This window comes from Mobilicoccus massiliensis, from assembly GCF_000826525.2.
Classification (GTDB): domain Bacteria; phylum Actinomycetota; class Actinomycetes; order Actinomycetales; family Dermatophilaceae; genus Mobilicoccus; species Mobilicoccus massiliensis.
Genome location: NZ_LN651326.1, coordinates 308,923 through 329,838 on the forward strand (window position 1 = coordinate 308,923; position 20,916 = coordinate 329,838).

At 71.2% G+C, this 20,916-nt stretch carries 18 protein-coding genes, 1 pseudogene and 1 riboswitch; of the genes and pseudogenes, 9 read left to right on the forward strand and 10 right to left on the reverse strand.

The window, feature by feature from the left end; translation table 11 throughout:
• The first annotated feature begins 1,506 nt into the window (after window positions 1–1,506).
• The 3 genes from BN1197_RS17040 (at window position 1,507) to BN1197_RS04020 (ending at window position 4,872) form a co-directional block, all read left to right on the forward strand.
• The gene (locus tag BN1197_RS17040) at window positions 1,507–2,421 is read left to right on the forward strand and encodes a hypothetical protein (RefSeq protein ID WP_141397206.1); all 915 of its coding nucleotides are present in this window, start codon (window positions 1,507–1,509) and stop codon (window positions 2,419–2,421) included.
• A 797-nt stretch (window positions 2,422–3,218) separates the two neighbouring features.
• Entirely contained in the window at window positions 3,219–4,349 is a 1,131-nt protein-coding gene (locus BN1197_RS04015; protein WP_176489705.1) for an outer membrane protein assembly factor BamB family protein, read from the forward strand.
• Window positions 4,350–4,449: 100 nt separating this feature from the next.
• A complete protein-coding gene (locus tag BN1197_RS04020) occupies window positions 4,450–4,872 on the forward strand; it encodes a hypothetical protein (protein ID WP_141397207.1) in 423 nt (140 codons plus the stop codon).
• A gap of 27 nt (window positions 4,873–4,899) precedes the next feature.
• Here the strand turns inward: BN1197_RS04020 and BN1197_RS04025 are convergent, their stop codons facing one another.
• Both BN1197_RS04025 and BN1197_RS04030 read right to left on the reverse strand, forming a co-directional pair.
• Window positions 4,900–5,775 carry an AraC family transcriptional regulator gene (locus tag BN1197_RS04025; RefSeq protein WP_040156322.1) on the reverse strand — a complete coding sequence of 292 codons (876 nt, stop codon included), beginning with the start codon at window positions 5,773–5,775 and terminating at the stop codon, window positions 4,900–4,902.
• 82 nt (window positions 5,776–5,857) lie between these two features.
• Entirely contained in the window at window positions 5,858–6,778 is a 921-nt protein-coding gene (locus tag BN1197_RS04030) for a LysR family transcriptional regulator (protein WP_040156324.1), read from the reverse strand.
• A 187-nt stretch (window positions 6,779–6,965) separates the two neighbouring features.
• Between BN1197_RS04030 and BN1197_RS17265 the strand changes: the two genes are divergently transcribed.
• From BN1197_RS17265 to metB, 3 genes are all read left to right on the forward strand, one after another.
• Window positions 6,966–7,130: a hypothetical protein gene (locus tag BN1197_RS17265; RefSeq protein ID WP_176489706.1), complete on the forward strand. Its 165-nt coding sequence runs from the start codon at window positions 6,966–6,968 to the stop codon at window positions 7,128–7,130.
• Between the two features lie 56 nt (window positions 7,131–7,186).
• Window positions 7,187–7,951 (forward strand): glycerophosphodiester phosphodiesterase family protein, encoded by a 765-nt coding sequence (locus BN1197_RS04035; RefSeq protein ID WP_040156680.1) that lies wholly within the window; start codon window positions 7,187–7,189, stop codon window positions 7,949–7,951.
• Window positions 7,952–8,095: 144 nt separating this feature from the next.
• A riboswitch (SAM riboswitch) is annotated at window positions 8,096–8,213 on the forward strand.
• Between the two features lie 77 nt (window positions 8,214–8,290).
• The gene (metB, locus tag BN1197_RS04040; RefSeq protein WP_040156325.1) at window positions 8,291–9,457 is read left to right on the forward strand and encodes a cystathionine gamma-synthase; all 1,167 of its coding nucleotides are present in this window, start codon (window positions 8,291–8,293) and stop codon (window positions 9,455–9,457) included.
• Between the two features lie 164 nt (window positions 9,458–9,621).
• On the opposite strand, the pseudogene BN1197_RS18080 reads toward metB, so the two are convergent.
• The 3 genes and pseudogenes from BN1197_RS18080 to BN1197_RS04050 all read right to left on the reverse strand — a co-directional run.
• Window positions 9,622–10,170 (reverse strand): annotated as a pseudogene (locus BN1197_RS18080) (DUF3800 domain-containing protein); the annotation flags it as partial.
• Between the two features lie 128 nt (window positions 10,171–10,298).
• Complete coding sequence (locus BN1197_RS04045; RefSeq protein WP_040156326.1) at window positions 10,299–11,402, reverse strand: alpha/beta hydrolase; 1,104 nt, start codon at window positions 11,400–11,402, stop codon at window positions 10,299–10,301.
• A gap of 74 nt (window positions 11,403–11,476) precedes the next feature.
• Window positions 11,477–12,526, reverse strand: coding sequence for an SDR family NAD(P)-dependent oxidoreductase (locus BN1197_RS04050; RefSeq protein WP_245851816.1), 1,050 nt, complete (start codon window positions 12,524–12,526; stop codon window positions 11,477–11,479).
• A gap of 141 nt (window positions 12,527–12,667) precedes the next feature.
• Here BN1197_RS04050 and BN1197_RS04055 point away from each other — a divergent pair, with 141 nt between their 5' ends.
• Complete coding sequence (locus BN1197_RS04055; protein ID WP_040156327.1) at window positions 12,668–13,855, forward strand: zinc-dependent alcohol dehydrogenase; 1,188 nt, start codon at window positions 12,668–12,670, stop codon at window positions 13,853–13,855.
• A gap of 272 nt (window positions 13,856–14,127) precedes the next feature.
• Here the strand turns inward: BN1197_RS04055 and BN1197_RS04060 are convergent, their stop codons facing one another.
• Window positions 14,128–14,754, reverse strand: coding sequence for a superoxide dismutase (locus BN1197_RS04060; protein ID WP_217991145.1), 627 nt, complete (start codon window positions 14,752–14,754; stop codon window positions 14,128–14,130).
• A gap of 283 nt (window positions 14,755–15,037) precedes the next feature.
• Between BN1197_RS04060 and BN1197_RS04065 the strand changes: the two genes are divergently transcribed.
• The gene (locus BN1197_RS04065) at window positions 15,038–15,877 is read left to right on the forward strand and encodes an enoyl-CoA hydratase-related protein (RefSeq protein WP_082043603.1); all 840 of its coding nucleotides are present in this window, start codon (window positions 15,038–15,040) and stop codon (window positions 15,875–15,877) included.
• A gap of 34 nt (window positions 15,878–15,911) precedes the next feature.
• Here the strand turns inward: BN1197_RS04065 and BN1197_RS04070 are convergent, their stop codons facing one another.
• Window positions 15,912–16,355, reverse strand: a complete 444-nt coding sequence (locus BN1197_RS04070; protein WP_040156328.1) for a hypothetical protein — start codon at window positions 16,353–16,355, stop codon at window positions 15,912–15,914.
• Window positions 16,356–16,639: 284 nt separating this feature from the next.
• Here BN1197_RS04070 and BN1197_RS04075 point away from each other — a divergent pair, with 284 nt between their 5' ends.
• On the forward strand, window positions 16,640–17,194 hold the full coding sequence (locus BN1197_RS04075) for a helix-turn-helix domain-containing protein (protein WP_052465962.1): 555 nt from the start codon (window positions 16,640–16,642) through the stop codon (window positions 17,192–17,194).
• A gap of 30 nt (window positions 17,195–17,224) precedes the next feature.
• On the opposite strand, the gene BN1197_RS04080 is transcribed toward BN1197_RS04075, so the two are convergent.
• From BN1197_RS04080 to BN1197_RS04105, 3 genes are all read right to left on the reverse strand, one after another.
• Window positions 17,225–18,562: a sensor histidine kinase gene (locus BN1197_RS04080; RefSeq protein ID WP_141397208.1), complete on the reverse strand. Its 1,338-nt coding sequence runs from the start codon at window positions 18,560–18,562 to the stop codon at window positions 17,225–17,227.
• Between the two features lie 119 nt (window positions 18,563–18,681).
• Window positions 18,682–19,311 carry an L-threonylcarbamoyladenylate synthase gene (locus BN1197_RS04085; protein WP_040156330.1) on the reverse strand — a complete coding sequence of 210 codons (630 nt, stop codon included), beginning with the start codon at window positions 19,309–19,311 and terminating at the stop codon, window positions 18,682–18,684.
• A 1,099-nt stretch (window positions 19,312–20,410) separates the two neighbouring features.
• Window positions 20,411–20,893: a SigE family RNA polymerase sigma factor gene (locus BN1197_RS04105; protein WP_040156334.1), complete on the reverse strand. Its 483-nt coding sequence runs from the start codon at window positions 20,891–20,893 to the stop codon at window positions 20,411–20,413.
• Window positions 20,894–20,916: the final 23 nt, after the last annotated feature.

The window sequence follows — 20,916 nt, forward strand, 5'->3', positions numbered from 1 at the left end:
ACGACCGCAGGCGTTTCGTCGGTCGAAACGCCCACGGTGGCCCCGCAGCTCCCTGCCGACGCGGGCACCTCACCTGGGCCCAGCGCGATGGTCGAGGTTGCGGAGGCCTCGGGCGACGTGGCCGTCGAAGCTCGGCAGCCCGGCGAACTACCGCTGTCGACGCCTTCATCGTCCGCGTCACCCGTGACCTCGCCCGAACCGACGGCCGACTCGAGCCTCTCGGCCGTCGCGACGGATCAACCGAGCGGCCCCGTCGCGCTTCCCGCCTCACCGACGGCCGACACAGGTCCGGGTATCGGCCGATCGAATCTCGCCGCAGTGGGCCAGGGCTTCGTCGAGCCCACGAGGCCGCGATCCCTCTCTGCGCCCGCCGGAATCGACGGTCGTCTGCCGATCGAGGCGACGACCGAGGCGACGAGGGAGGCCGGTACGGGGACTCTGCCCTCGAACCCGGAGCCGACGTCGACGACCGGCCCGCGCCAGGGCGGGACTGACGTCGCTGAACAGCCGTCGCGAACCCGCGACGCCTCCGGGCCACACGCCCTACCCGAGACGCCGCCGTGGTGGACCGCGTTGTTCCGCCCGGACTCCGAGGCCGCGATGCCCGAGCATCGCACCCACCGCGCGGAGGCGGATCGACCGCGGACACCGAAGCCGCCTCTCGCGTCGCGCCCTGAGGGTCGGCAAGACCCGGGGCCGTCACAGGACCGCGCGGGCGAGCGCCCGATCGTCCGCACGGGCGGGAAGAACTCCGCAGGTGCGGCGGTCCCCCGTCGCGCTCCGCGCGCCACCCCGGAATCAACCGTGGCCGCTCTGGCAGAGCTCGTCAGGCGGTCGACGGTCCCCGATGTCGATCGCGACGAGGACGACGACCGCACTCCGGGCGGGCGTGCACGACCTGCACCCGTGCGACCGAAGGTCGACCGAGGGGCCACTCGCGAGACGGTGACGCGCGTGACGATCGACCGGAGGTTCCTCGCACGCACGATGACGAGGCCGGTGACGCCCGCACGGCCGACCTCGGACCGTGCGGGGACCCCGTCTCCATCACGCGCTCAACCGCCACCAGGCCGGCTGCCGCTGCCTACGGCTCGCAGGATTCTCACATCGGCCCCGCCGGAACTCGTGCGCGATCGACCCACCCTGCGTCCCGGTCGAGAAGCGGGCTCGCCCGCCAGGGCAACGTCGGACGCGACCATTCGGGAGCGCGCGCCGCAGGTGCCGGAACGATTCGAGACCTCACTCCCTGCCGACCCGCGCACCACGGCACCGCGACGCGACGCCCAGACACCGTCGACATCCGGCACGCCGACCGCACCGGCGGCAACGCCCGCTCCCCCCTCGCCGGCCGTCCCGAGCCGACGCGCGCACCCGGGCGGTCCGTCGCAGGGCGCGCCCGAGCCGCCGTCACCCGGCGTCACGCCGGCACGACGAATCCCCGGGCTCACGCGACCAGCGGCACCACGTTCGTCGCCCTCGTCGTCCTCGCCGAGCCGCGACGACGAGGTGGCCGGGCTCGTCCCGGCGCCGCTGCCGCCGCGCACGTACACCCCGGTGCCGTCGATCGGGGCCACCGAGGACGCGCACCGGGGCCCGCGCACGAGCCGGCCCTCGCACGCAGCTGCACCCAAGAGCCGCGACTGGCCGAGCGGCGTCGTGCGCGACGGCAGCGACGCCGAACGGGAGCGCGGGCGCCCCGCCGACGTGCTCGTCGTTGCCGTCGATGGGCGTTCGTGGACGACGATCACCGCTGCATCGGGCCTGGAGGACGTGCGGGGCACGTCGGCCAAGGTCGTCCTCGACACCCCGCTGCTGCCGGCGAGCGGTGCGACGCTCCAGGCGTGCGCGAGCGGTGACTACCGGGCTCACTGGCTCGCCTTCGCCGCGCGTCTGGACGGGTTGAAGACTGCACCGATCGTCGACCTCGGCGCCGCGATGAACCGCGAAGGCGCGCCGTGGAGCGGTGACCCCGGGGCGTATGCCCGGTGCTGGTCGGAGGTCGCTCGCACGGTCAAGAAGGCCGCACCGAACGTCGCGTTCCAATGGACGCCGACGCTGGGCTCTCAGCCCGGCATGCCCGGCGTCACGGTGCTCGCGGCGTGGCCCGAGCGGAGCCTCGTCGACGTCGTCGGCGTGGACGCGATCGCCGACGGGCGCCCGTGGTCGGAGCAGGTCAACGGCGCCTACGGCCTCAACTACTGGGCCGCCTTCGCCGATCGGCGCGGTCGCCGCATCGCCGTGGCACGTTGGGGTGTTCGTGCCGGGGTCTCCGACGCTCGCACGGTCAACCCGGCCTACATCCACAACATGCACGACTGGGTCGCGCGGGTCGCGGCCAAGCAGGCTCTCGCCTACGAGGCGTACAGCGAGCCCGCCGACGCGCCGAAGAGGGTCACCGACGCCTACCGCGATCTCTTCTGACATGACCGTCGTCGTCCGCATCGAGGAGAGCGACGGGGACGAGGCGGCCTTCGTCGACGGCCGCCCGGTGCATTCCCGGCCCGGGGAGACGGCACGCGAGGCGGCGCTGCGCACCGTGTTCGACGACACCTGCGAGCCTCGTGACGTCGACATCCACACTCCGGCCGGTGTCGTCCTCCACGTACGCGCCCACCCGGGCGGGCGGCTCGACATCCTCGGACAGAGCACGGCGCCGACCGGAACGGACGCCGTTGCGACGCACGACGATCGCTTCGTGCCGCCGCCCGAGACGACCGCGCCCGCCCTCGAGAAATCCCCGGTGTCGTCCGCGGGCCCACGGCGAGCTTCTCGACACGCCGTCGACGCGACGGTGACGTCATCGGCGGCGACGGCAGTGACGACGACGCTGCCGACGATCGGCGAGGCCATGGTCGCCGCCCAGACCGCGACACTCGACCTCGACGACTGGCCGGAGCGGGACCAGGCGTGGCCCGTGCCGGTCGAACCGGTCGACACGGCAACCGCCGGTGCGCCCGGCGAAGCGCGCGGGCACCCGCCGGCGGTGGCGCCTGCGACGCCTGGAGGATCGGCGGTCGCAGGCCGTCGGCGGCCCCTCGCCGACAGGCTCCCCTCGAACAGGCGCCTCCACCCCGCCGGATCCGGCCGTCGCGACGGACCCGACCGAGCAGAGCCCTCCCGACGTCGAGTCGCCGGCCACGCGCCGCCGTGCCCAGCGCGGCACCGGATCCACCCGATCCGCCCGCACCATCCACTCCCGACGGGCCCACCGCATCGCCGTGGCAGCCCTCGCCGTCGCCACGGTCGTCGTGCTCGCACTCGGAGGTGTCGCCGTGTTCCGGGGTGCGAACGACACCGAACCCGTGCGGGTCACGGCCGGGGCGACCTTCCCGCACGAGCCACCCGACGGCTGGGCGCGCGAGGCACGGTGGGCCGGGCCCGCTCTGGAACCCGAGTCGCGCGTCGCGGTCGTCCCCGCGGCCGGGGGATCCGCGCCGAGCCCGGAGGCGGTCGTGTTCGTCACCGCCGAGCACACGCTGGTGGCGCTCGATCCCGCGACGGGTGCGACCCGATGGCAGGCCGCGCTACCCGAGGACAGCATCGGCGTCGGCCCCGCGATCACGCACCTCGCCGGGGAGAGGGCCGTCGCGCTGCAGGCAGGCCGGCGCGTCGTGGTGCGAGCGGCCTCCGACGGCCGCGCGCTCGTCGAGACAGAGGTGCCCGACGGCGCCGAACTCGTCGTCGCCGGAACGGCCCCCATGGTGCGACTCTCACCGACCTCGGCGGCGGTGCTCGACGCCTCCGGCCTCCGCACGGTCGAGATCCCTGACGGCGCGACCGCGCTCGCCGGTCGAGCCGATGGGAGCATCCTCGCCGGTGGTCCGCGCGGCTGGTGGCATCTGCGACCCTCGACCGCACCCGCACCGCCGACGCCGTGGGAACAGGCGGGGGCCTCGTCCGAGCGGACCGCGACGCCGCCCGTGGTCGTGGGGGCACTCGGGTCGGCGGTGATCCTCGCCCACCCCGACCGCGAACGCCCGCACCTCGTCGTCCACCACGACGGCGCGGCCGTGCGCGCGAGTTTCCAGGGCGGCTACGAGCCGTCGCGGCACCCCGTCTGGGCACCCTCACCCTCGGGCACGTGGGGGATCCTCGGGCGGAGCCTCGTCGACGTGCGCGCCGGCCAGGTGAGCGATCTCGGAGACTGGCGCACCGTCCTCGTCGCCGAGGACCGGGCGTACGGTGTGGTGGACGGCGCACTGCTCCTCGTCGGCCCCGGCCGACCGCCCACCAGGGTGAGCGTGCGCACCGCCCTCGTGGAGGCCGTCTCCTCCGCCGGGGCGCTGGTTCGCGCCGAGACCGACGAAGGCCGGCGAATCTGGCTCTTGCACGCAACGCCCGGACGATGAGCTGTCCCACCGTGGCGGGCAGGTGCCACTCTCATGATCAGCCATGTCAGGATGTCTCCGCTGTACGCGAGGAGACCTCCGGAACGAGGAGATGAAGTCGGTGTCCGAATCGCAGTCGATCCCCGTCGACGACGAGGCTGCGGAGTACGTCGCCCAGTGGTCCCAACTGCCGCATCCGCTCGAGGCAGCGGTGCTGCACGAGGTCAGCGACCCCGACGCCGCGGTACACCGGGCCGCCGAGGTCATCCACCGGCGTCCGCCGGGCATCGACGGGCCGACCCGTTCGGTCTGGGTGCTCGCCCACTGCACGCCCAGCGGCGAGGGCGAACGCAAACAGGTGTCGAGCTGGTGCTGGTACGCCACGCGCGCAGCGGCCGAGGCGGCGGAGGCCGCCGGGACCGGCCGCCCCACCGACACCATCGTCATGCACGAGACGTCGGTCCCCCGCGCCGTGCGCTGTGACGGTGTCGAGTCCTACCTCGCGAGGAACTACCGCGCCCGCTCGGTCGAACCACGCTGCTGAGCTGCGGGTACGCGCCCGCCCCAGGAGTCAGGCGCCGGTGTAGGCCTCGCGATCCCGGTAGCGGCTCGGCGGCAGGCCGAACTTCTTGGAGAAGGCGGCGCTGAACTCGAACGGGTCGGCGAACCCGCTGCGTCGTGCGACGGTGGCGACGCTCGCCTCCTCCTGGGCGAGCAGGGTGGCCGCACGCGTGAGGCGCCACTGTCGCAGATACGTCATCGGCGGTTCGCCGACGAGCAGTTGGAAGCGGCGCGAGAGCGAGGTGCGGCTGGTGCCGACGCGGTCGGCGACCTCCTGCAACGTCCACTGATGTCCCGGTTCGTCGTGGAACAGGTGGAGGGCCGCGCCGACGACGGGATCGAGCACCGCACGGGCCCACCCGTGGGCCTCGCTGTCGGCGACCCACCGGCGCACGGCGTCGATGAACAGCAGGTCGACCAGACGAACGAGGACGCTCGAGGTGGCGACGGAGAGGTGCGCGGCCTCCTCCTGCATGAGCTTCCACAGCGGGGCCCCGGGGTCGGTGCTGAAGACCCTCTCCGGTCCGAGCGTCGAGAGGAAGTCGATGGCCGCGTCGTCGGCCCGACCGAACGAGCGCAGGAACAGGTGGGTGTCGCCGGCAGGAGAGGCGCCGGTGACGACCGGGGTGCGCGCGCCCCGGCGCGGCAGGCTCGGCCGTTCGCAGGAGTTCGTGAGAACTCGGGGGCCGTCGGGACGCAGGAACGCGAGGTCTCCGGTGCGAAGATGCAGCGGGTTGCCCTCGTCACCGTGGCACCATGCCTCGCCACCTGCCAGCGCGACGATCGTCACGGTCGGCGGCTCGGTCAGCGCGACCGACCACGGCGCGCCCACCCTGAGGTCGAGCGTGCGTTCACCACCGTCGAGGAGGGCGCTGAGGGGGTCCACTCGGCACAGGCTAGCCTCGCGATCCCCGCGCGCATCTGTATGACACGACCCCCATCTCGGAACCCTTCGGGGTCCTTCGTGTTCAGCGTCCCGTCTGTGTCCACGATGTGGACACGCGACTGTGAAGTTGCTCGATGAAGCGACGGACCCCCGGACGCGCCGCGGAGGACTCCCGATAGACGAGGTGCAGGCGCCGAAAGGGGGTCACTCCCGTCAGTGGCAGTGCGCGAATGGTCGGCGGCAACTCGCCGTACGCGATCCGCGGAAGCAGCGCGTTGCACAGTCCGGCCGACACCAGCGCGAGTTGCCCGGCGATCTCGTCGACGAGGTGGTGGATCCGGGGGCGGCGGCCGGCCGCGCTCATCCGCCGGATGAGCCAGTTGCGGCAGAACCCCTCGAGATCGTCGGTGACCCAGACGTCGTCGACGAGTTCGTCGAGCGAGACCTCCGGCCGGCCGGCGAGGGGGTGAGCGGCCGGCACGAGCACCTCGATGGGGTCGTCACCCACCGCCGTCGAGGTGAATCCCCTGGTCGCAGTGGGCATCGCGTCACCCCAGAGATGGATGACCGCCACGTCGACGTGGCCGCCGAGGACCGCGTCGTGGGCCCGGTCGGGGAACATCTCGTGCAGCCGGACCTCCAGGCCGGGAGCCTCGTCCCGGAGCTCGGCGAGCGCGGGAGCCACGAACGGGCCGATGACGCTGGGAAAGCTCGCGACCCGCAGGGTGCCGCTGAGGTCGTGCCGCAGATCCTCGAGCCGGGCCACCGCACGGTCGTTGACCGCGCTGATCTCGTCGGCCGCCTCGACGAGGATGCGGGCGGCGTCGGTGAGCACGACCCCCCGTCCGGCCCGTTCGAGCAGGCGGGCGTCGACCTCGCGTTCGAGCTTGCTGATCTGCTGACTCACGGCCGAGGAGGTGAGGCCCAGCTCCAGCGCGGCGTCGAGCACGGATCCGTGCACGTGAACCGCCTGAAGACACTGCAATCGACGCATATCGAGCATGTAGCGATGCTACATAGTAGACCGCACTTTACGTCACTTGTGGTTACCAGTTGATGTACCACATAATTGACTCGTCGCTGCGATACACCCGGCAACGGGCCACCACGAATCTGGTCGACAACGCCGTCCCACTCGTGATGCCGCACCCTCCGCGACCACCACACATCATCACCGAGGGGGTTTCATCATGTTCGCTTTCTTCTTCATCGTTCTCGCTCTCGTCGCCATGACCACGGTCGGTTCGCACTCGCGTAGCCACGAGTCGGTCTCCGGCAACCTGCGCCGCGCTGGCCAGGGCCTGTCCACCGTCGAGATGACTCGCCAGGCCAACATCGCGCTGCCGCTGCGCTGACGTCACCTCCCCCTCCACGGCCTGCGCCCCTTCGGCGCATGCGCCATGCTGACGTCGTGACGGACGTCTTCTCCGCGCCGCCCCTCGTGCTCGCACACCGGGGCGGCGCCCTCATGTCCGTGAACATCGGCCGCGAGAACACGCTCGCGGCCTTTCGCGCCGCCTGGGAGGCCGGCGCCCGGCACATGGAGACCGACGTCCACGCCGCCGCCGACGGGGTGCTGGTCGCCGCGCACGACGAGGTCCTCGACCGCGTCAGTGACCGCATCGGCGCGATCGCCGAACTGCCGTCGAGCGAGGTGCGCGCCGCCTCGGTGGGAGGCGAGCAGATCCCGCTGCTCACCGAACTCATGGACGCGCTTCCTGCCGCGACGTTCACGATCGACCTCAAGGCGCCAGGTGCGGTGGTGCCCCTGGCGGCCGTCCTCGCCGACCCGAGTCGCGGACGACGCGCCTGCGTCGGCTCCTTCTCCGATCGCCGGCTGTGGCGCTTTCGCGCGCTGACTCGCGGCCGGGTCGCGACGTCGTCGGGGCGGATCGGCATCGCGCTCCTGCGACTGTTGCCGATCGCGTGGCGGTGGCTGCGCACCCCGGGCGTCGTCTACCAAGTACCGATGTATCAGTACATCGGGCCGGTCCGGGTACGCGTCGTCACGCCGGGTTTCGTGCGCCGCGCCCACGCCCTCGGCAAGCAGGTGCACGTGTGGACGATCGACGATCCCGCGACCATGCGCGAGCTCCTCGACCTCGGGGTCGACGGCATCGTCACCGACCGCCCCGACCTCGCACTCGAGGTTCTCGCCACGCGCCCGGGCGCCTGAGCCGGAGGTTTCTCACCACGCGCCCCGGCGCCGGAGTCGCCCGGCCTGCGACTCCAATGGCCTTGCCCGGCAGGCCACCACGACCGTCTCACCTGATGAACCGGCCGGACGTCTCCCCCGGTCTCGGCGCTTACCGTGGAGAGACATCCATCCAGACCGGCTGAGGGACAGGCCCGACGACGCCGGGGCAACCGGCCCGCATCTCGCGGGTGCACGGTGCCAATTCCTGCGGAGGGCGCGGTTGCCCGCCGGAAGATGGGTCGAGCCGGGGCATGCCCGGCGCGCTCCTTCCCCGCATGGACGGCATCTCGGCTGTCACGCCTGAGCGAAGGAGCAGACATGAGCGACATCTCCCGCATCACCCGTGGCCTGCGTGCCGGCATCGGCACCGACGAGAGCCAGGGCGCCGTGGTGCCGCCCATGTACCTGAGCAGCACGTACTCGTTCACCGGGCTCGGCGAGCCGCGCCCGTACGACTACACGCGGTGCGGCAACCCGACCCGCGACGTGCTCGCGGAGGCCATCTCGACGCTCGAGGGCGGCGCCGGCACGACGATCACCGCGAGCGGCATGGCCGCGATCACCAACATCCTCTACGTGCTCGTCGAGCGCGGCGGCACCGTCGTCGTCCCGCACGACTGTTACGGCGGGAGCTGGCGCCTGTTCGACTCCCTGCACGCACGCGGAGACATCCGCATGGTGACCGTCGACTTCTCCGACCCCGCTCAGCTCGACGCGGCGCTCGCGCAGTCGCCGGCGTTGGTGTGGATCGAGACGCCGAGCAACCCGCTGCTGCGCATCACCGACATCGAGGCGGTGACGAAGGCCGCACACGCCGCAGGCGCCAAGGTCGTCGCGGACAACACGTTCTGTTCGCCGCTCGTCCAGCGGCCGTTCGAGTTCGGTGTCGACGCGGTCGTGCACTCGACGACCAAGTACGTCAACGGGCACAGCGACGTCGTCGGCGGGGCGGTCGTCGCCGCCGACGAGGAGCTCGCCGAGCAGGTGGCCTGGTGGGCGAACGTCCTCGGCCTGCCCGCGAGCCCGTACGACTCGGCTCAGACCCTGCGCGGTCTGCGTACCCTCGCCGTGCGTCTCGAGGCGCACCAGCGCAACGCGGCCGCGGTCGCCGAGCTCTTCGCCTCCCACGATGCGGTGTCGCATACGTACTACCCGGGTCTGCCCGAGCACCCCGGTCACGAGATCGCCGCGCGCCAGCAGCACGGCTTCGGTGGCATGGTGAGCGCCGAGCTCGCGGGCGGCTACGACGCCGTGGCCGCCTTCGTCGACGGGCTGCAGGTGTTCAACCTCGCCGAATCCCTCGGCGGCATCGAGTCACTCGTCGCCCACCCGCCCACGATGACCCACTCCTCGATGACCGAGGAGGCCCGCGAGGTCGCCGGCATCCGCGAGGGCCTGCTGCGGTTCTCCGTCGGCATCGACGCCACCGAGGACATCCTCATCGACCTGCGCGCCGCCCTGGACCGCGCGGCAAAGGTGGGATGAGCACCTGCTGCTTCATCCAGAGAAGCGTTGACGTTCGAAAGGGTGAGATACCCCTTCTTGAGGGCGCGCGGTGCGCTGCTCTTAGGGGTAGAGAAGAAGTCCGACTCGGATTTCGACAGGCCGGTCGATGACAGCTTGGCCTGAAGCAGGGCCAGGGTGCAGCACAGGTCGGCTGCCTGGAAGAGGCTGTAGTCGGCGGGGATCACCTTGCGTACCTCTACGTTGGTCAGGAGAGCATTGAACACACTGTTGACCAGATCCGTGATCTCACGCTGCCCGTTGTCGTAGTAGATGACCAGCTTCTCCCATGCCTCCAGGTATTCACGATGCTCTTGAACGAGCGCCCCCAGACCCCGAGACATGGCTCCCACGAGTTGATCCCTACCGCTGAGTTCACGTTTGTCGAAGACGAGGCAAGCCACCCGTACGTCGCAGTGACGAACGAAGTCGTGAAGGATGCGAAAGAGTGACCGACGCTGCTTCATGTCCATCCAGCGGTAGTCGTTCTCTCGGCGAATGAGAGGTGCGGTGTGAATGGCGTGCCGACTCGCGAGACCGTGGGCGACGAGGGCGTGGTGAATGTGCTCCAACTGGCTGAGGATGTCGGTCCGTTGGTCATGGAAGACCAACGCCAGCACATAGAACGGCGAGTGCCGCTGCAACGGCCCGAAGTCACCGGACTCATCGATGAAGACACTCAGTTCACGCGACACGGTCCTGCCCAAAAAAAATAGGCGGGGGAAATCCCCGCCTATAGGGTGGGCCAGGGCCTTGCGGGCCAGCCCAGGAACCGCATCCTACCACGGGCCCGCGGTTCGGGGTGGTCCGCGAGCCCCGCCGCTCAGGCGAACCCCGGCGCCGTCTTCTTCAGCCAGGCGAAGGCGTGGGGGATGAGCGGCTTCCAGGCCCCGACGCGGTGGCCGGTGTCGGGGGTCTCCCATGCGGTGACCGAGAACGGGGCACGGGCCGCGGCGACGAGGTCGGCCGAGGAGGGCGCGGCATAGGTATCCCTGTGGGAGTACTGCGTGAGCAGGGCCACCGGTGGTGGGTCGGTGCGCGCGAGCCGCGGCAGGTCGTAGGGCGTGCCTTCGGGCGGGAACGGCGTGTAGTGCGCGGAGAACACCGGCCGGGTATAGCCGCCAAGGGAGATCCCCGCGGCGTAGGTCTGCGGATGCCGCATCGCCGCCATCGACGCGCAGTAGCCGCCGGCGCTGTAACCCAGCGTCGCCCACGATCCCCGGTCGGGCGCCGCGCCGAGGGTGCGCACCGCCCACGCGGGGACGTCCGTGGTCAGCCAGGTCTCCATCTTCCCGGCCGGTCCGTCGACGCACTCGGTGTCGAACTCCACCGGTGACCAGTCGGGGATGACGATCACCGTGTCACGCAGCCCCTGGGCGGCCCAGTCGCCGAGCCGGAGATTGGCGAACGCGCTCTGCGCCGACACCGGGTAGCCGTGGAAGACCTCGAGTACCCGGCGAGGCGCCGCCGTCCCGGCCGGCGGCGTCCAGACGTGCACCTTGCCGGTGTGCCCACTGGCCGGGCCGGAGACCGTGTACGTCGTGAGTCCGGTGTGCGGGTCGGTCGTCGGTGCCGCGGACGGCGCGACGTTCGCGTTCGCGGGCCCCCAGGGCCCGACGTCGGTCGCTGCCGCCGAGCCGGGAGCCGCACCGTGCTCGGTCATCGCCGCGTCGCCGGGTCCGAGCAGGACGGAGCCCAGGTCACGCCACGAGACGAACCACAATCCGCCACGATTGACCGCCACCCCGACCGCGGCCACGAGCACCACCGTGACGAGGAGCTGCGCCACGACCCGGCCGACCACGGACTTCGCTCCGGGGGTGGCGAGGCGGGGCCAGAGGCGGGTCACGCCGACGAGCGCGCCGAGCGCGAGCAGACACGCCACGAGCAGTGTTCCCGCGCCGGTGATCTCGAACGCCTCGGTCATCTCCCCAGGCTACGGGCCCTTCGTCCGCCTCTAGCCCAGGTATCGACACAACGCGCGCCGCATCTGTGCACGCCTTATGCCCACGAGACGCGCCTCGGATCGCGTGTCGCCCGTACCCAAGGCGTGCACCGATCCGCGCCGTATGTCTCGTCGTCGCTCAGGCCGGGTTCGGCCGCCTGTTCTCGTTGAATCGGGCGGAGGCCTTGGTGCCGAGGGTGGTGAGCGTCTCGACGATGCCGGACGACAGTCTCGCGCGCGTCGTGACCGAGCACCGTCCCGGGTCGGTCGCGACCGTCCGACGCCGGCAGCAGCCGGGCCATGAGGCCGAGGACGGCACCGGTCGTCGCCGGTGCGACACCGTTGACGCGCACCGCGATCTTGGTCAGCGGCGAGATCAGGGCGAGGCTGCGCCCGGCGAGCACGGCCTCGACCATCTTGCGAGCGGCACGCTCGGCGTCCATCGCGACGAGCGGCAGCGAGGCGCCCGGCGCGAACCAGGCGTACTCGGCCTCGGCGTCACCGACGAACTCGGCCTGTACGTGCGAGCCGGTCCGCATGAGACCGGGGACGATCGTCGTCGCGGTCACCCCGGTACCGGCGAGCTCGGCAGACAGACCGCGCGTGTAGCCCACCGCGCCGAACTTCGCCGTCGAGTACGGCAGCAGGTGCGGCACGCTGATCATCCCGCCGATCGACGTCACGACCCCCAGCCGCCCCCGGCCGCGGCGGCGCATCGCGGGGAGCACGGCCTGGGTCACGTTGATCGGCCCCCACAGCATCGTGTCGACGGCGTCGGCGTACTGGGCGCGGTCGAAGTCCTCCTCGGGTCCGACCTGAATGACGCCCGCGACGTGGATCGCGACCTCGATGCGGCCGGCGTCGCGCTCGATCTCGTCCACGACCTCGGCGAGGCGATCCGGGTCGCGCACGTCGGCGACGTAGGTGTCGAGGTCGAGACCCCATTCCCGCATCCGCTCACGCGCTCCGGCGAGTGCGTCCGGGTCGCGGCTCAGGCCGGCGACCCGAAATCCCCGGGAGGCGAGCTCGCGGGCGACGATGAGTCCGAGACCCCGTGAGGCCCCGGCGACGAGGGCGACGGGTCGAGTGCGTTGGGAGGCGTCCATGTGAGTCCCTTACCCGCTCGTCGCGACACGATGTGCGGCAGCGAACGGCCGGGCCGGGCGGATGGGGATTCGACAGCCGGGTATGGGGGGTGACGAGCGAGTGACACACCTCGCCGTCCCACCTCGGCATTAGGCGGATTCATGAAGGCACTCACTTGGCAGGGCACCGAGAAGGTCACGGTCGAGGACGTCCCGGACCCGGTGATCCAGGAGCCCACCGACGCGATCATCCGTGTCACGTCCACGGCCATCTGCGGCTCCGACCTGCACCTCTACCGCGTCCTCGGCCCCTACCTCGCTCCCGGTGACATCCTCGGCCACGAGGCGATGGGCGTCGTCGAGGAGGTCGGCCCCGAGGCGTCGCGGCTGTCGGTCGGCGATCGAGTGGTGGTGCCCTTCAACATCTCCTGCGGCCACTGTTGGATGTGCACCCGCGACCTGCAGAGTCAGTGCGAGACGACGGCCGACCACGAGCAGGACCGAGGCGGAGCCCTGTTCGGCTACACGAGCATGTACGGATCGGTGCCGGGTGGGCAGGCCGAATACCTGCGGGTGCCGCAGGCGCAGTACGGCCCCGTCGTCGTGCCGGCCGACGGCCCCGACGAGCGCTACCTCTACCTCTCCGACATCCTCCCGACCGCGTGGCAGGCGGTGAAGTACGCGGAGGTCGGCCCGGGGTCGACCGTGGCGGTCGTCGGGCTCGGGCCGGTGGGGCAGCTCTGCACCCGCATCGCGCAGTACCTCGGCGCCGAACGGGTCATCGGGGTCGACCTCGTCACCGACCGGCTCGCGACGGCGCGGGCGCGCGGCGTCGAGGCCATCGACCTTCGCGACGTCGACGGTGACGTGCACACCGCGATCCGCGACCTCACCGACGGGCGCGGCGTCGACTCCGCCGTCGACGCCGTCGGCATGGAGGCCCACGGCAACCCGATCGCCGAGCAGGTCATCAACCTCGTGGGCCGCCTGCCCGGCCCCATCGCGCGCACTGCGATCGAGAAGACCGGGATCGATCGCCTCGACGCGTTGTACACGGCCCTGGGCGCGGCCCGCCGGGGTGGCGTGGTGTCGATCTCGGGTGTCTACGGCGGCATGGCCGACCCGCTGCCGATGATCTCGCTGTTCGACCGCCAGCTCACCCTGCGCATGGGGCAGGCCAACGTCCGCCGCTGGACCGACGAGTTGCTCTCGATCATCGAGACCGAGGGTGACGTCTTCGGACTCGAGACACTGGCCACCCACCGCGTTCCGCTCGAGGACGCCCCCAGCGCCTACGCGATGTTCCAGAAGAAGCTCGACGGGTGCATGAAGGTCGTTCTCCAGCCCTGAACGGCGGCTCACGCTCGCGATCACGTCGCACGCCGAACAAGAAAGACCGGTCACCGCCTCGACCCCTGCGGGCCTCCACCCCGCTGACCTGCAACGACGCCGTGCGGGCCGCTCCGGACGAACTCGGTGACCGGTCTTTGTTGCGCGGGATCCGCGATGACCGGCCGCGTCGCCGCCTGTCGCCCGGCCGGCTCGCCTGCGTCGTGTCGCCGGAGCACGACGAAGGCCGCCACCCCGAGTGGGGGTGGCGGCCTTCGATCTGCGGCGCGAGGTCAGCCGATGAGCTGAACGGCGTTGCGGGCGTTGTCGAAACGCTGCTGGGCGTCCGCCCAGTTGACGACGTTCCACCAGGCCTTGACGTAGTCGGGCTTGACGTTCTGGTAGTCGAGGTAGAACGCGTGCTCCCACATGTCGAGCATGACGACGGGGATGATGCCGGCGGTGATGTCGCCGTGCTGGTCCTCCATCTGCTCGATGACGAGGCGCTGACCGATCTGGTCGTAGCCGAGCACGGCCCAGCCGGAGCCCTGGATCGTCGTCGCGACGGCGGTGAAGTGCGACTGGAACTTGTCGAACCCGCCGAAGAACTCGTCGATCGCGGAGGCGAGCTCACCGGTCGGCTTGTCGCCACCGTCCGGGGACATGTTCTTCCAGAAGATCGAGTGGTTCGTGTGACCACCGAGGTTGAAGGCCAGGTTGCGCGAGAGCAGGAGGGCCTTGTCGGCGATCGTGCCGTCCTGGCGCGCCTCCTCCATCTTCTCGAGTGCCGTGTTGGCCGCCTTCACGTAGGTCGCATGGTGCTTGTCGTGGTGCAGCTCCATGATCTTCGCGCTGATGTGCGGCTCGAGAGCGGCGTAGTCGTACGGAAGGTCGGGAAGGGTGTAGACATCCATGAGCATTCCTCTCGTCGATGCGATCGGCCGCGCGTGGCGTGCGCTGCCACGCGCCTCACTTAGACCTTAACCAACATCGGTGTTTCGTAAACCCGGCCGACCCTGTCGACGGGTGCTCACGCCTGCCGCGGGCGCGGCACTCCCGTTCTCACCAGCAGCGATGCCGGTTTCGTCGCCGGTGAGCGCCCGGCGGACGCTCGATGACCGAGACGTGGGACGGTTCGATCGGGCCCGCCTCCGACGCGCGAGACACTCGACACCGCACCCCACTGCGACCGATGCTGCCTTCATGACGACGACACAGGCCCCCAGCGGCACTCCCGGCACCACTGACACCACTGACGCGGGCTCCTCGCCCTACCGGTTCGTGCGTGTCGAGCGCGACGGCGCGACGATCACGATCACCCTCGCCCGGCCCGAGAAGCGCAACGCGCTCTCGATGGAGGTGATGACGGAGTTGCGCGACGCGATCCGCGAGGCCGGCCGCACCGACGCGCTCGCCGTCGTCCTCGCCGCGGAGGGCAAGGTCTTCTCGGCCGGTCACAACTTCGGTGACATGGCAGGAGCCGACCTCGCGACGACTCGCGCGCTGTTCGTGCTGTGCACCGAGATGATGGACGCGATCCAGCAGATCCCGCAGCCCGTCGTCGCCAAGGTCCACGCCCTTGCCACGGCCGCGGGATGCCAGCTCATCGCGTCCTGCGACCTCGCGATCGCCGCGCGGTCGGCCGGGTTCGCGCTGCCCGGCGGCAAGGGTGGGTTGTTCTGCACGACCCCGCTCGTCGCGGTCTCACGCAACATCAGCCGTAAGCGGGCCCTCGAACTCGCGCTCACCGGAGACCCGATCGACGCCGAGACCGCCGCCGACTGGGGACTCATCAACGCTGCCGTTCCCGACGACGAACTCGACTCGGCCGTGGACGATCTCGTCGCTCGCGTCACCCGTGGCTCCGCCTACGGCCGCAGCATGGGCAAGCAGGCGTTCTACGCCCAGATCGGGCTCGACCAGCGGCAGGCCTACGACATCGCGATCGAGTCGATGGCCGCGGGCGCGCTCACCGCCGACGCTCAGGAGGGCTTCGCCGCGTTCCTCGAGAAACGCCACCCGGAGTTCACGAGCAAGCCCTGAGCCGACCGCGTCCCGACCCGGCCCGCAGGTCACCTCACCTCGTGGCCGGCGTGGGCTTCGGGCCGGGGGCGAGTTGGGTGCCGGCGGCGAGGGCGCCGAGCGCGAGGCCGAGCGTCGTGCGTGGCGCTCGGGCTCCCCGCGCCCGCAGGCGGGCGGCGGCCGCGTCGAACGCCTTCTCCTCTCCGGCCGAGATCGCGGAGAGGCCGACGAGGGCGATGAGCCAGATCGCCGCCCTCTGTGCGGGATCCTCGAGGGCGCGACTCAGCGCGGCGAACTTCTCGTCACGCTCGGGGTGGGGCGTCGGTTCGTCGTCGTCGGCGAGGATCACGCCGATGGACGAGGCGGTGAGGAGGGCGCCGCGTGCCGCGAGGCGCTTCCAGCGTCCGTCGATGTACTCGGGCATGGCCGTCCAGGCGGCGACGGTCGCGCCGGCGAGGGTAGCCATGGTCACGTGGGTGCGCAGCGAGTCGTCGGTCACGCGCCCACCGTAGTGGCCGCGCGTCCCACGATCGAGCGGACCGCGTCGGGCTGGGACGCGGAGGGCCGCGTGCGCGCGGTCGGCGCCTGATGGCTGCCCGCTCGGCGCGCCACAGGTCGTCGAACGCGGGCGACCCGGGTGCCGACGGACCCACTCCCCCGGAGGTCGAGCCGTCACGGGCACCCGGTGAACGGCGGCCGATCCGGCAGGTCTGTGGCGGTCCGAACTGGCGTACTGTCGGGGCGAAGGTCAGGCGTGGCAGTGAAACGCGAGAAGGGGCCGACATGTCCGAGTCACCCGAGGGTGCCGTCAGCCGCCTGGGCTCGCGGATCCGCGCCGAGCGGGTCGACCAGGGCCTCTCGGTCACCGAGCTCTCCGAACGCAGCGGGGTCGGCCGCGCCACGGTGGCCGATCTCGAGCGCACGGCCCGCACCCCGAGCCTCGACACCCTCGCCAAGATCGCCGACGGGCTCGGCGTGGCCATGCCCGACCTGCTCACCGAACGTCGCGAGGCGCCGCTCATCACCCCGGTGACGGGCATGGACGTGAAACTTCTCGGCGCGTGGATCGACGACGACATCCAGGTCGAGGTCCATCGTCTGCGCATCCGGGAGTCGATCCGCCGCGGACCACTGCGCAGCGGCGCCCGTGGCTATCTCACCGTGCTCGGTGGCACGCTCATGGCGGGCGCGCCCGCGACTCCGCGCAGATTGACGACCGGCGGGCAGCTCGCCTACTCCGCCGATCAGCCGCACGTCCTCACCCCGGCCGGCGGGCCGGTCGAGGCCGTTCTCGTCATGCGGTATCCGGTCATCAGGGGTGGGTCGTCCGTCCCGTGACGGACGCGGTGGGGGCAGGCGGTGTCCCGGTCAGCCCCGCAGCAAGGACGCATCCCGAGGCACGACACCGCGCACCCGGTAGCCGTCCTCCATCTGCTCGACCTCGAGGTGACCGTCGAGGCTCTCGAGCCGTTCACGCACGACACGCAGTCCGCGGCCCTCGACGTAGTCGACGTCGGTGTCGCCGCCGGTGAAGACGGCCTCGTCGAGGTCGCCCGCCACGACATTCCGAGGGGGGACGATGTCCTCGACGAGCACGGCGACGTTCTCGCCCTCCCAGTCGATCTCGACGTGGGCGACGGCCCCCGGGCCGGCGTGCCGGATCGTGTTGGTGAGGGCCTCCTGCACCGTGCGGTAGAGCGCGAGTTGGGCGGCGACCGAGAGCTCCCCCCGCTGGCCGATGAGTTCGAGGGTGACGGTCAGACCCTCGCCGCGGGCGGCGTCGATGAGCTTGGGGAGGTCCTCGAGCTGCGGCTGCGGCGACAGGGCGTGTTCGGGTGCGAGGACGGCGGTGACGGGCTCGTGCGCGACGACCTCCTCGGGGTCCGGCGCGTCGAGCAGCGCGAGCAGGGAGTGGACGCGCCCGAGGGCCTCCTCGCCCTGCTGGCTGATGTCGGCGAGCGCGTCGTCGGCGAGGGCGGGGGCGCGACGGGCGGCGCGGCGACCTTCGCGGGCCTTGTCGAGGATCTCGTCGAGGTGTTCGGCGACGGCCCGCTGCACCTCTCGTGCCATGCGGGCCTGCTGCTGCGCCACGGCATGGTCGAGGTCGGTGGTGGCGCGTTCGTCGGCGACGGTCGACCAGCGTTCGCCGAGGTCGTCGGTGCTGCGCCGAAGCGCACGCCACCGACCGCAGGCGTAGGCGAGGGCGACGAGTCCGGCGCCGACGAGACCGACCGTGATCCGCCACGCCTCCGGCATCGCCGGCACGAGGTACCAGGGCAGGCCCGACCACAGTGAGGCCGTGACCTCGGCGACCCCGGCGAGGCCCACGACGACGGCGACGGGCCGGTAGGCGTGGGCGTGCGCGGCCACGGAGTAGATCGCGAGGCCGAACAGCCAGGCGCTGGGAAGCAGGATGGGCGGCAGCGGGCCGGGGAGTGTCGTCGCCGAACCCGGCAGCGCGGGTGAGGCGAGCAGCACGAGGGCACCGAGTCCACTGGCGGCGAACGTCGCCCACGGCAACCGTCCGCGCACGAGAAGGGCGAGGTGGAGGGTGGCGAGCGCGACGAGGCACGGAATCCGCCAGACGGATTCACCCGCCCGCCACACCGGGCTCGCGCTCAGCGCGAGCAGCGGCAGCGACGCCGCGAACACCATCGCGTCCTGCCCTCTGATGGCGCCCAGCCGGCGCACGTTCACCCCACGCACCCGACCAGGCTACGGGCGTGGAACCGCCACGCCCAAGCCTTCTGGCCTGCATAGATGCAACCTCGAACCTGAACGGGCGTGCTGGACGACCGCTGTGCCACGGCCTTTTTCGACGGCGGTCAGTCGATCTCGAAGGGCGAGGGATCGCCCGCTCCGTAGCGCAGGATCTCGGCGGTGCCGCTCGACAGGTCGACCACGGTCGTCGGTTCGAGGCCGCACTCTCCGGTGTCGAGGACGATGTCGACGAGGTGGTCGAGGTCGTCCTTGACGAGCCATCCCTCGGTCATCGGCGACTCCTGTCCCGGCATGATGAGCGTCGTCGTGAGCATCGGTTCCCCCAGCCCGGCCAGCAGCGCTTGGGCGAGCGGGTCGTCGGTGATGCGTACTCCGACCGTGCGCTTCTTGGGGTGCGCGAGGCGGCGCGGCACCTCCGGAGTCGCGGGGAGGATGAACGTGTACGGCCCCGGCGTCGCCGCCTTGACCGCCCGGAACACCGCGTTCGACACGTCGACGACCTGCCCGAGCTGCGCGAAGTCATGGCACAGCAGCGTGAAGTGGTGGTCGTCGCGCAGGTGCCTGATGTGCAGCATCCGGTCGCGTCCCTCGAGGTTGCCCATCGCGCACCCGAGGGCGTACCCCGAGCTCGTGGGGTAGGCGATGAGCGCGTTCTCCGCACGCATCTTCTCGACGGTGCGCTCGACGATGCGTGGCTGCGGATCGACCGGATGCACGTCCTCGTACCGCGCCATGTCACCCTCCCGGGATCGGTTCCCCGAGACAGCGCCGGGGATGGTCGCCCCACTGTACGACCGGTTCGGGCGCCGCGCCCCTGACGATGACAGGTGGACCCGCGCCGTCACTTCGAGGGAGACGGCGACGATCCTCCAGGGAATGGGGCCGCCGGAATCCGGCCGGACGGGGGCGGAACGATCGACATGTCACTGCCGTACGTGATCTCGGTGCTGTCGTTCCACCCGTCCGTCTGCTGGCGATGGCGAAGCCGGGTCAGGCGCCCGTTCGCCGTGTCGTACCACACATCCGTGACTGTGCGAGCGCCCTCGATGGGGGCGTCGAGTGGCGGCACCTCACCGCTCTTCAGTAAGGGATCGGTGATGAGGACGACGTGCTCGATCGTCCTTCCCCCCTCACGGGTCCGACCCAGCGACCACGCTGCCCGCGGACCATGCCCGTCCCACGACTCCCGAGCGAGGCTGGACGACGCGAAGTCCGGCCAGTCGCGACGATCCCACGAATCCATGTCGAGTTCCGGGCCGCCGGCGGGGCCCCGAGACCAGAAGTCACGTCCGATGGCAAATCATCTGGGGCTCCACCCGCTCGCCGTCGACCATGGACGATCGGAACTTCGGTGTCGAGGGGTCGCGCCAGTCGTATTCGAGGAGGATCGACCACGGCATCGGTCGGATCGGGTTGGTCGGCTCCGGGCTCGTCCTCGACTGATCCTCCGCGAACGAGAGCGTCATCCTCATCGTTCCCGCTTCGCGGGTCGCGGCATCCAACCGATCGAGAAGTTCCTTCACCTCGCCGTCGGTCAGTTGGTGAGGGGTCTGCGCCGGGGTCGCGGGCGTGGTGGGAGGCCGGATGAGCCGGTCACGAGCCCGCCGACCACGACCGCGACGAGCAACAGGCACGCCGCCGCCATCCCCAGCAGCATCGGTCCCACACGCCGGCCACGACGGCGCCGGCCCGAGCCGGGATCTGCCTGGGCGGCTCGCATCAACTCCACGGGACGACCCGAGGCGACCTGCGACCCCCGCGAGGCGAACGTCCGGCGCAGGAGATCCTCGGCCCGAGCCTCGTCCATTCCTTCGTTCGGAGGCAGGTGTCGTTTCATGAGAGTGCCCTTCCTGCCGGGACGCGCTCACGCAGCGCCGCCAGACCACGCGACGCGTGCGTGCGCACGGCCCCCGCGGAGATGTTCAACAACGAGGCGATCTCGGCGTCGTCGAGCCCCTCGTAATAGCGCAACGCCAGGACGCATCGCTGCCTGCGAGGCAGGGTGGCGAGCAGCGCCCACGCCTCATCGGTGTCGGAGCCGGCGGCCGACGACGCCTCCGGAGCCGACCCCTCGGGGACCAGAGGCACGACGACCTCCCGCGCGGCCCGACGCCGCCGCGTCAGGTGGGTGTTGACGAGAGCCCGCCGCGCGTACGCACGAGGCGACTCCGCCCTCTCGATCGCGGACCAGTCCCGCAACAACCGCGCAAACGTCTCCTGAACCAGGTCCTCGGCCTCCCCCACCTGGCCCGTGAGCATCAACGCCAACCGCAACAACGGCGTGCCGTGTTCGTGAGCGAAATCCCCGGCGTCCATCCCCCACCTCCTGCCCCTACGAC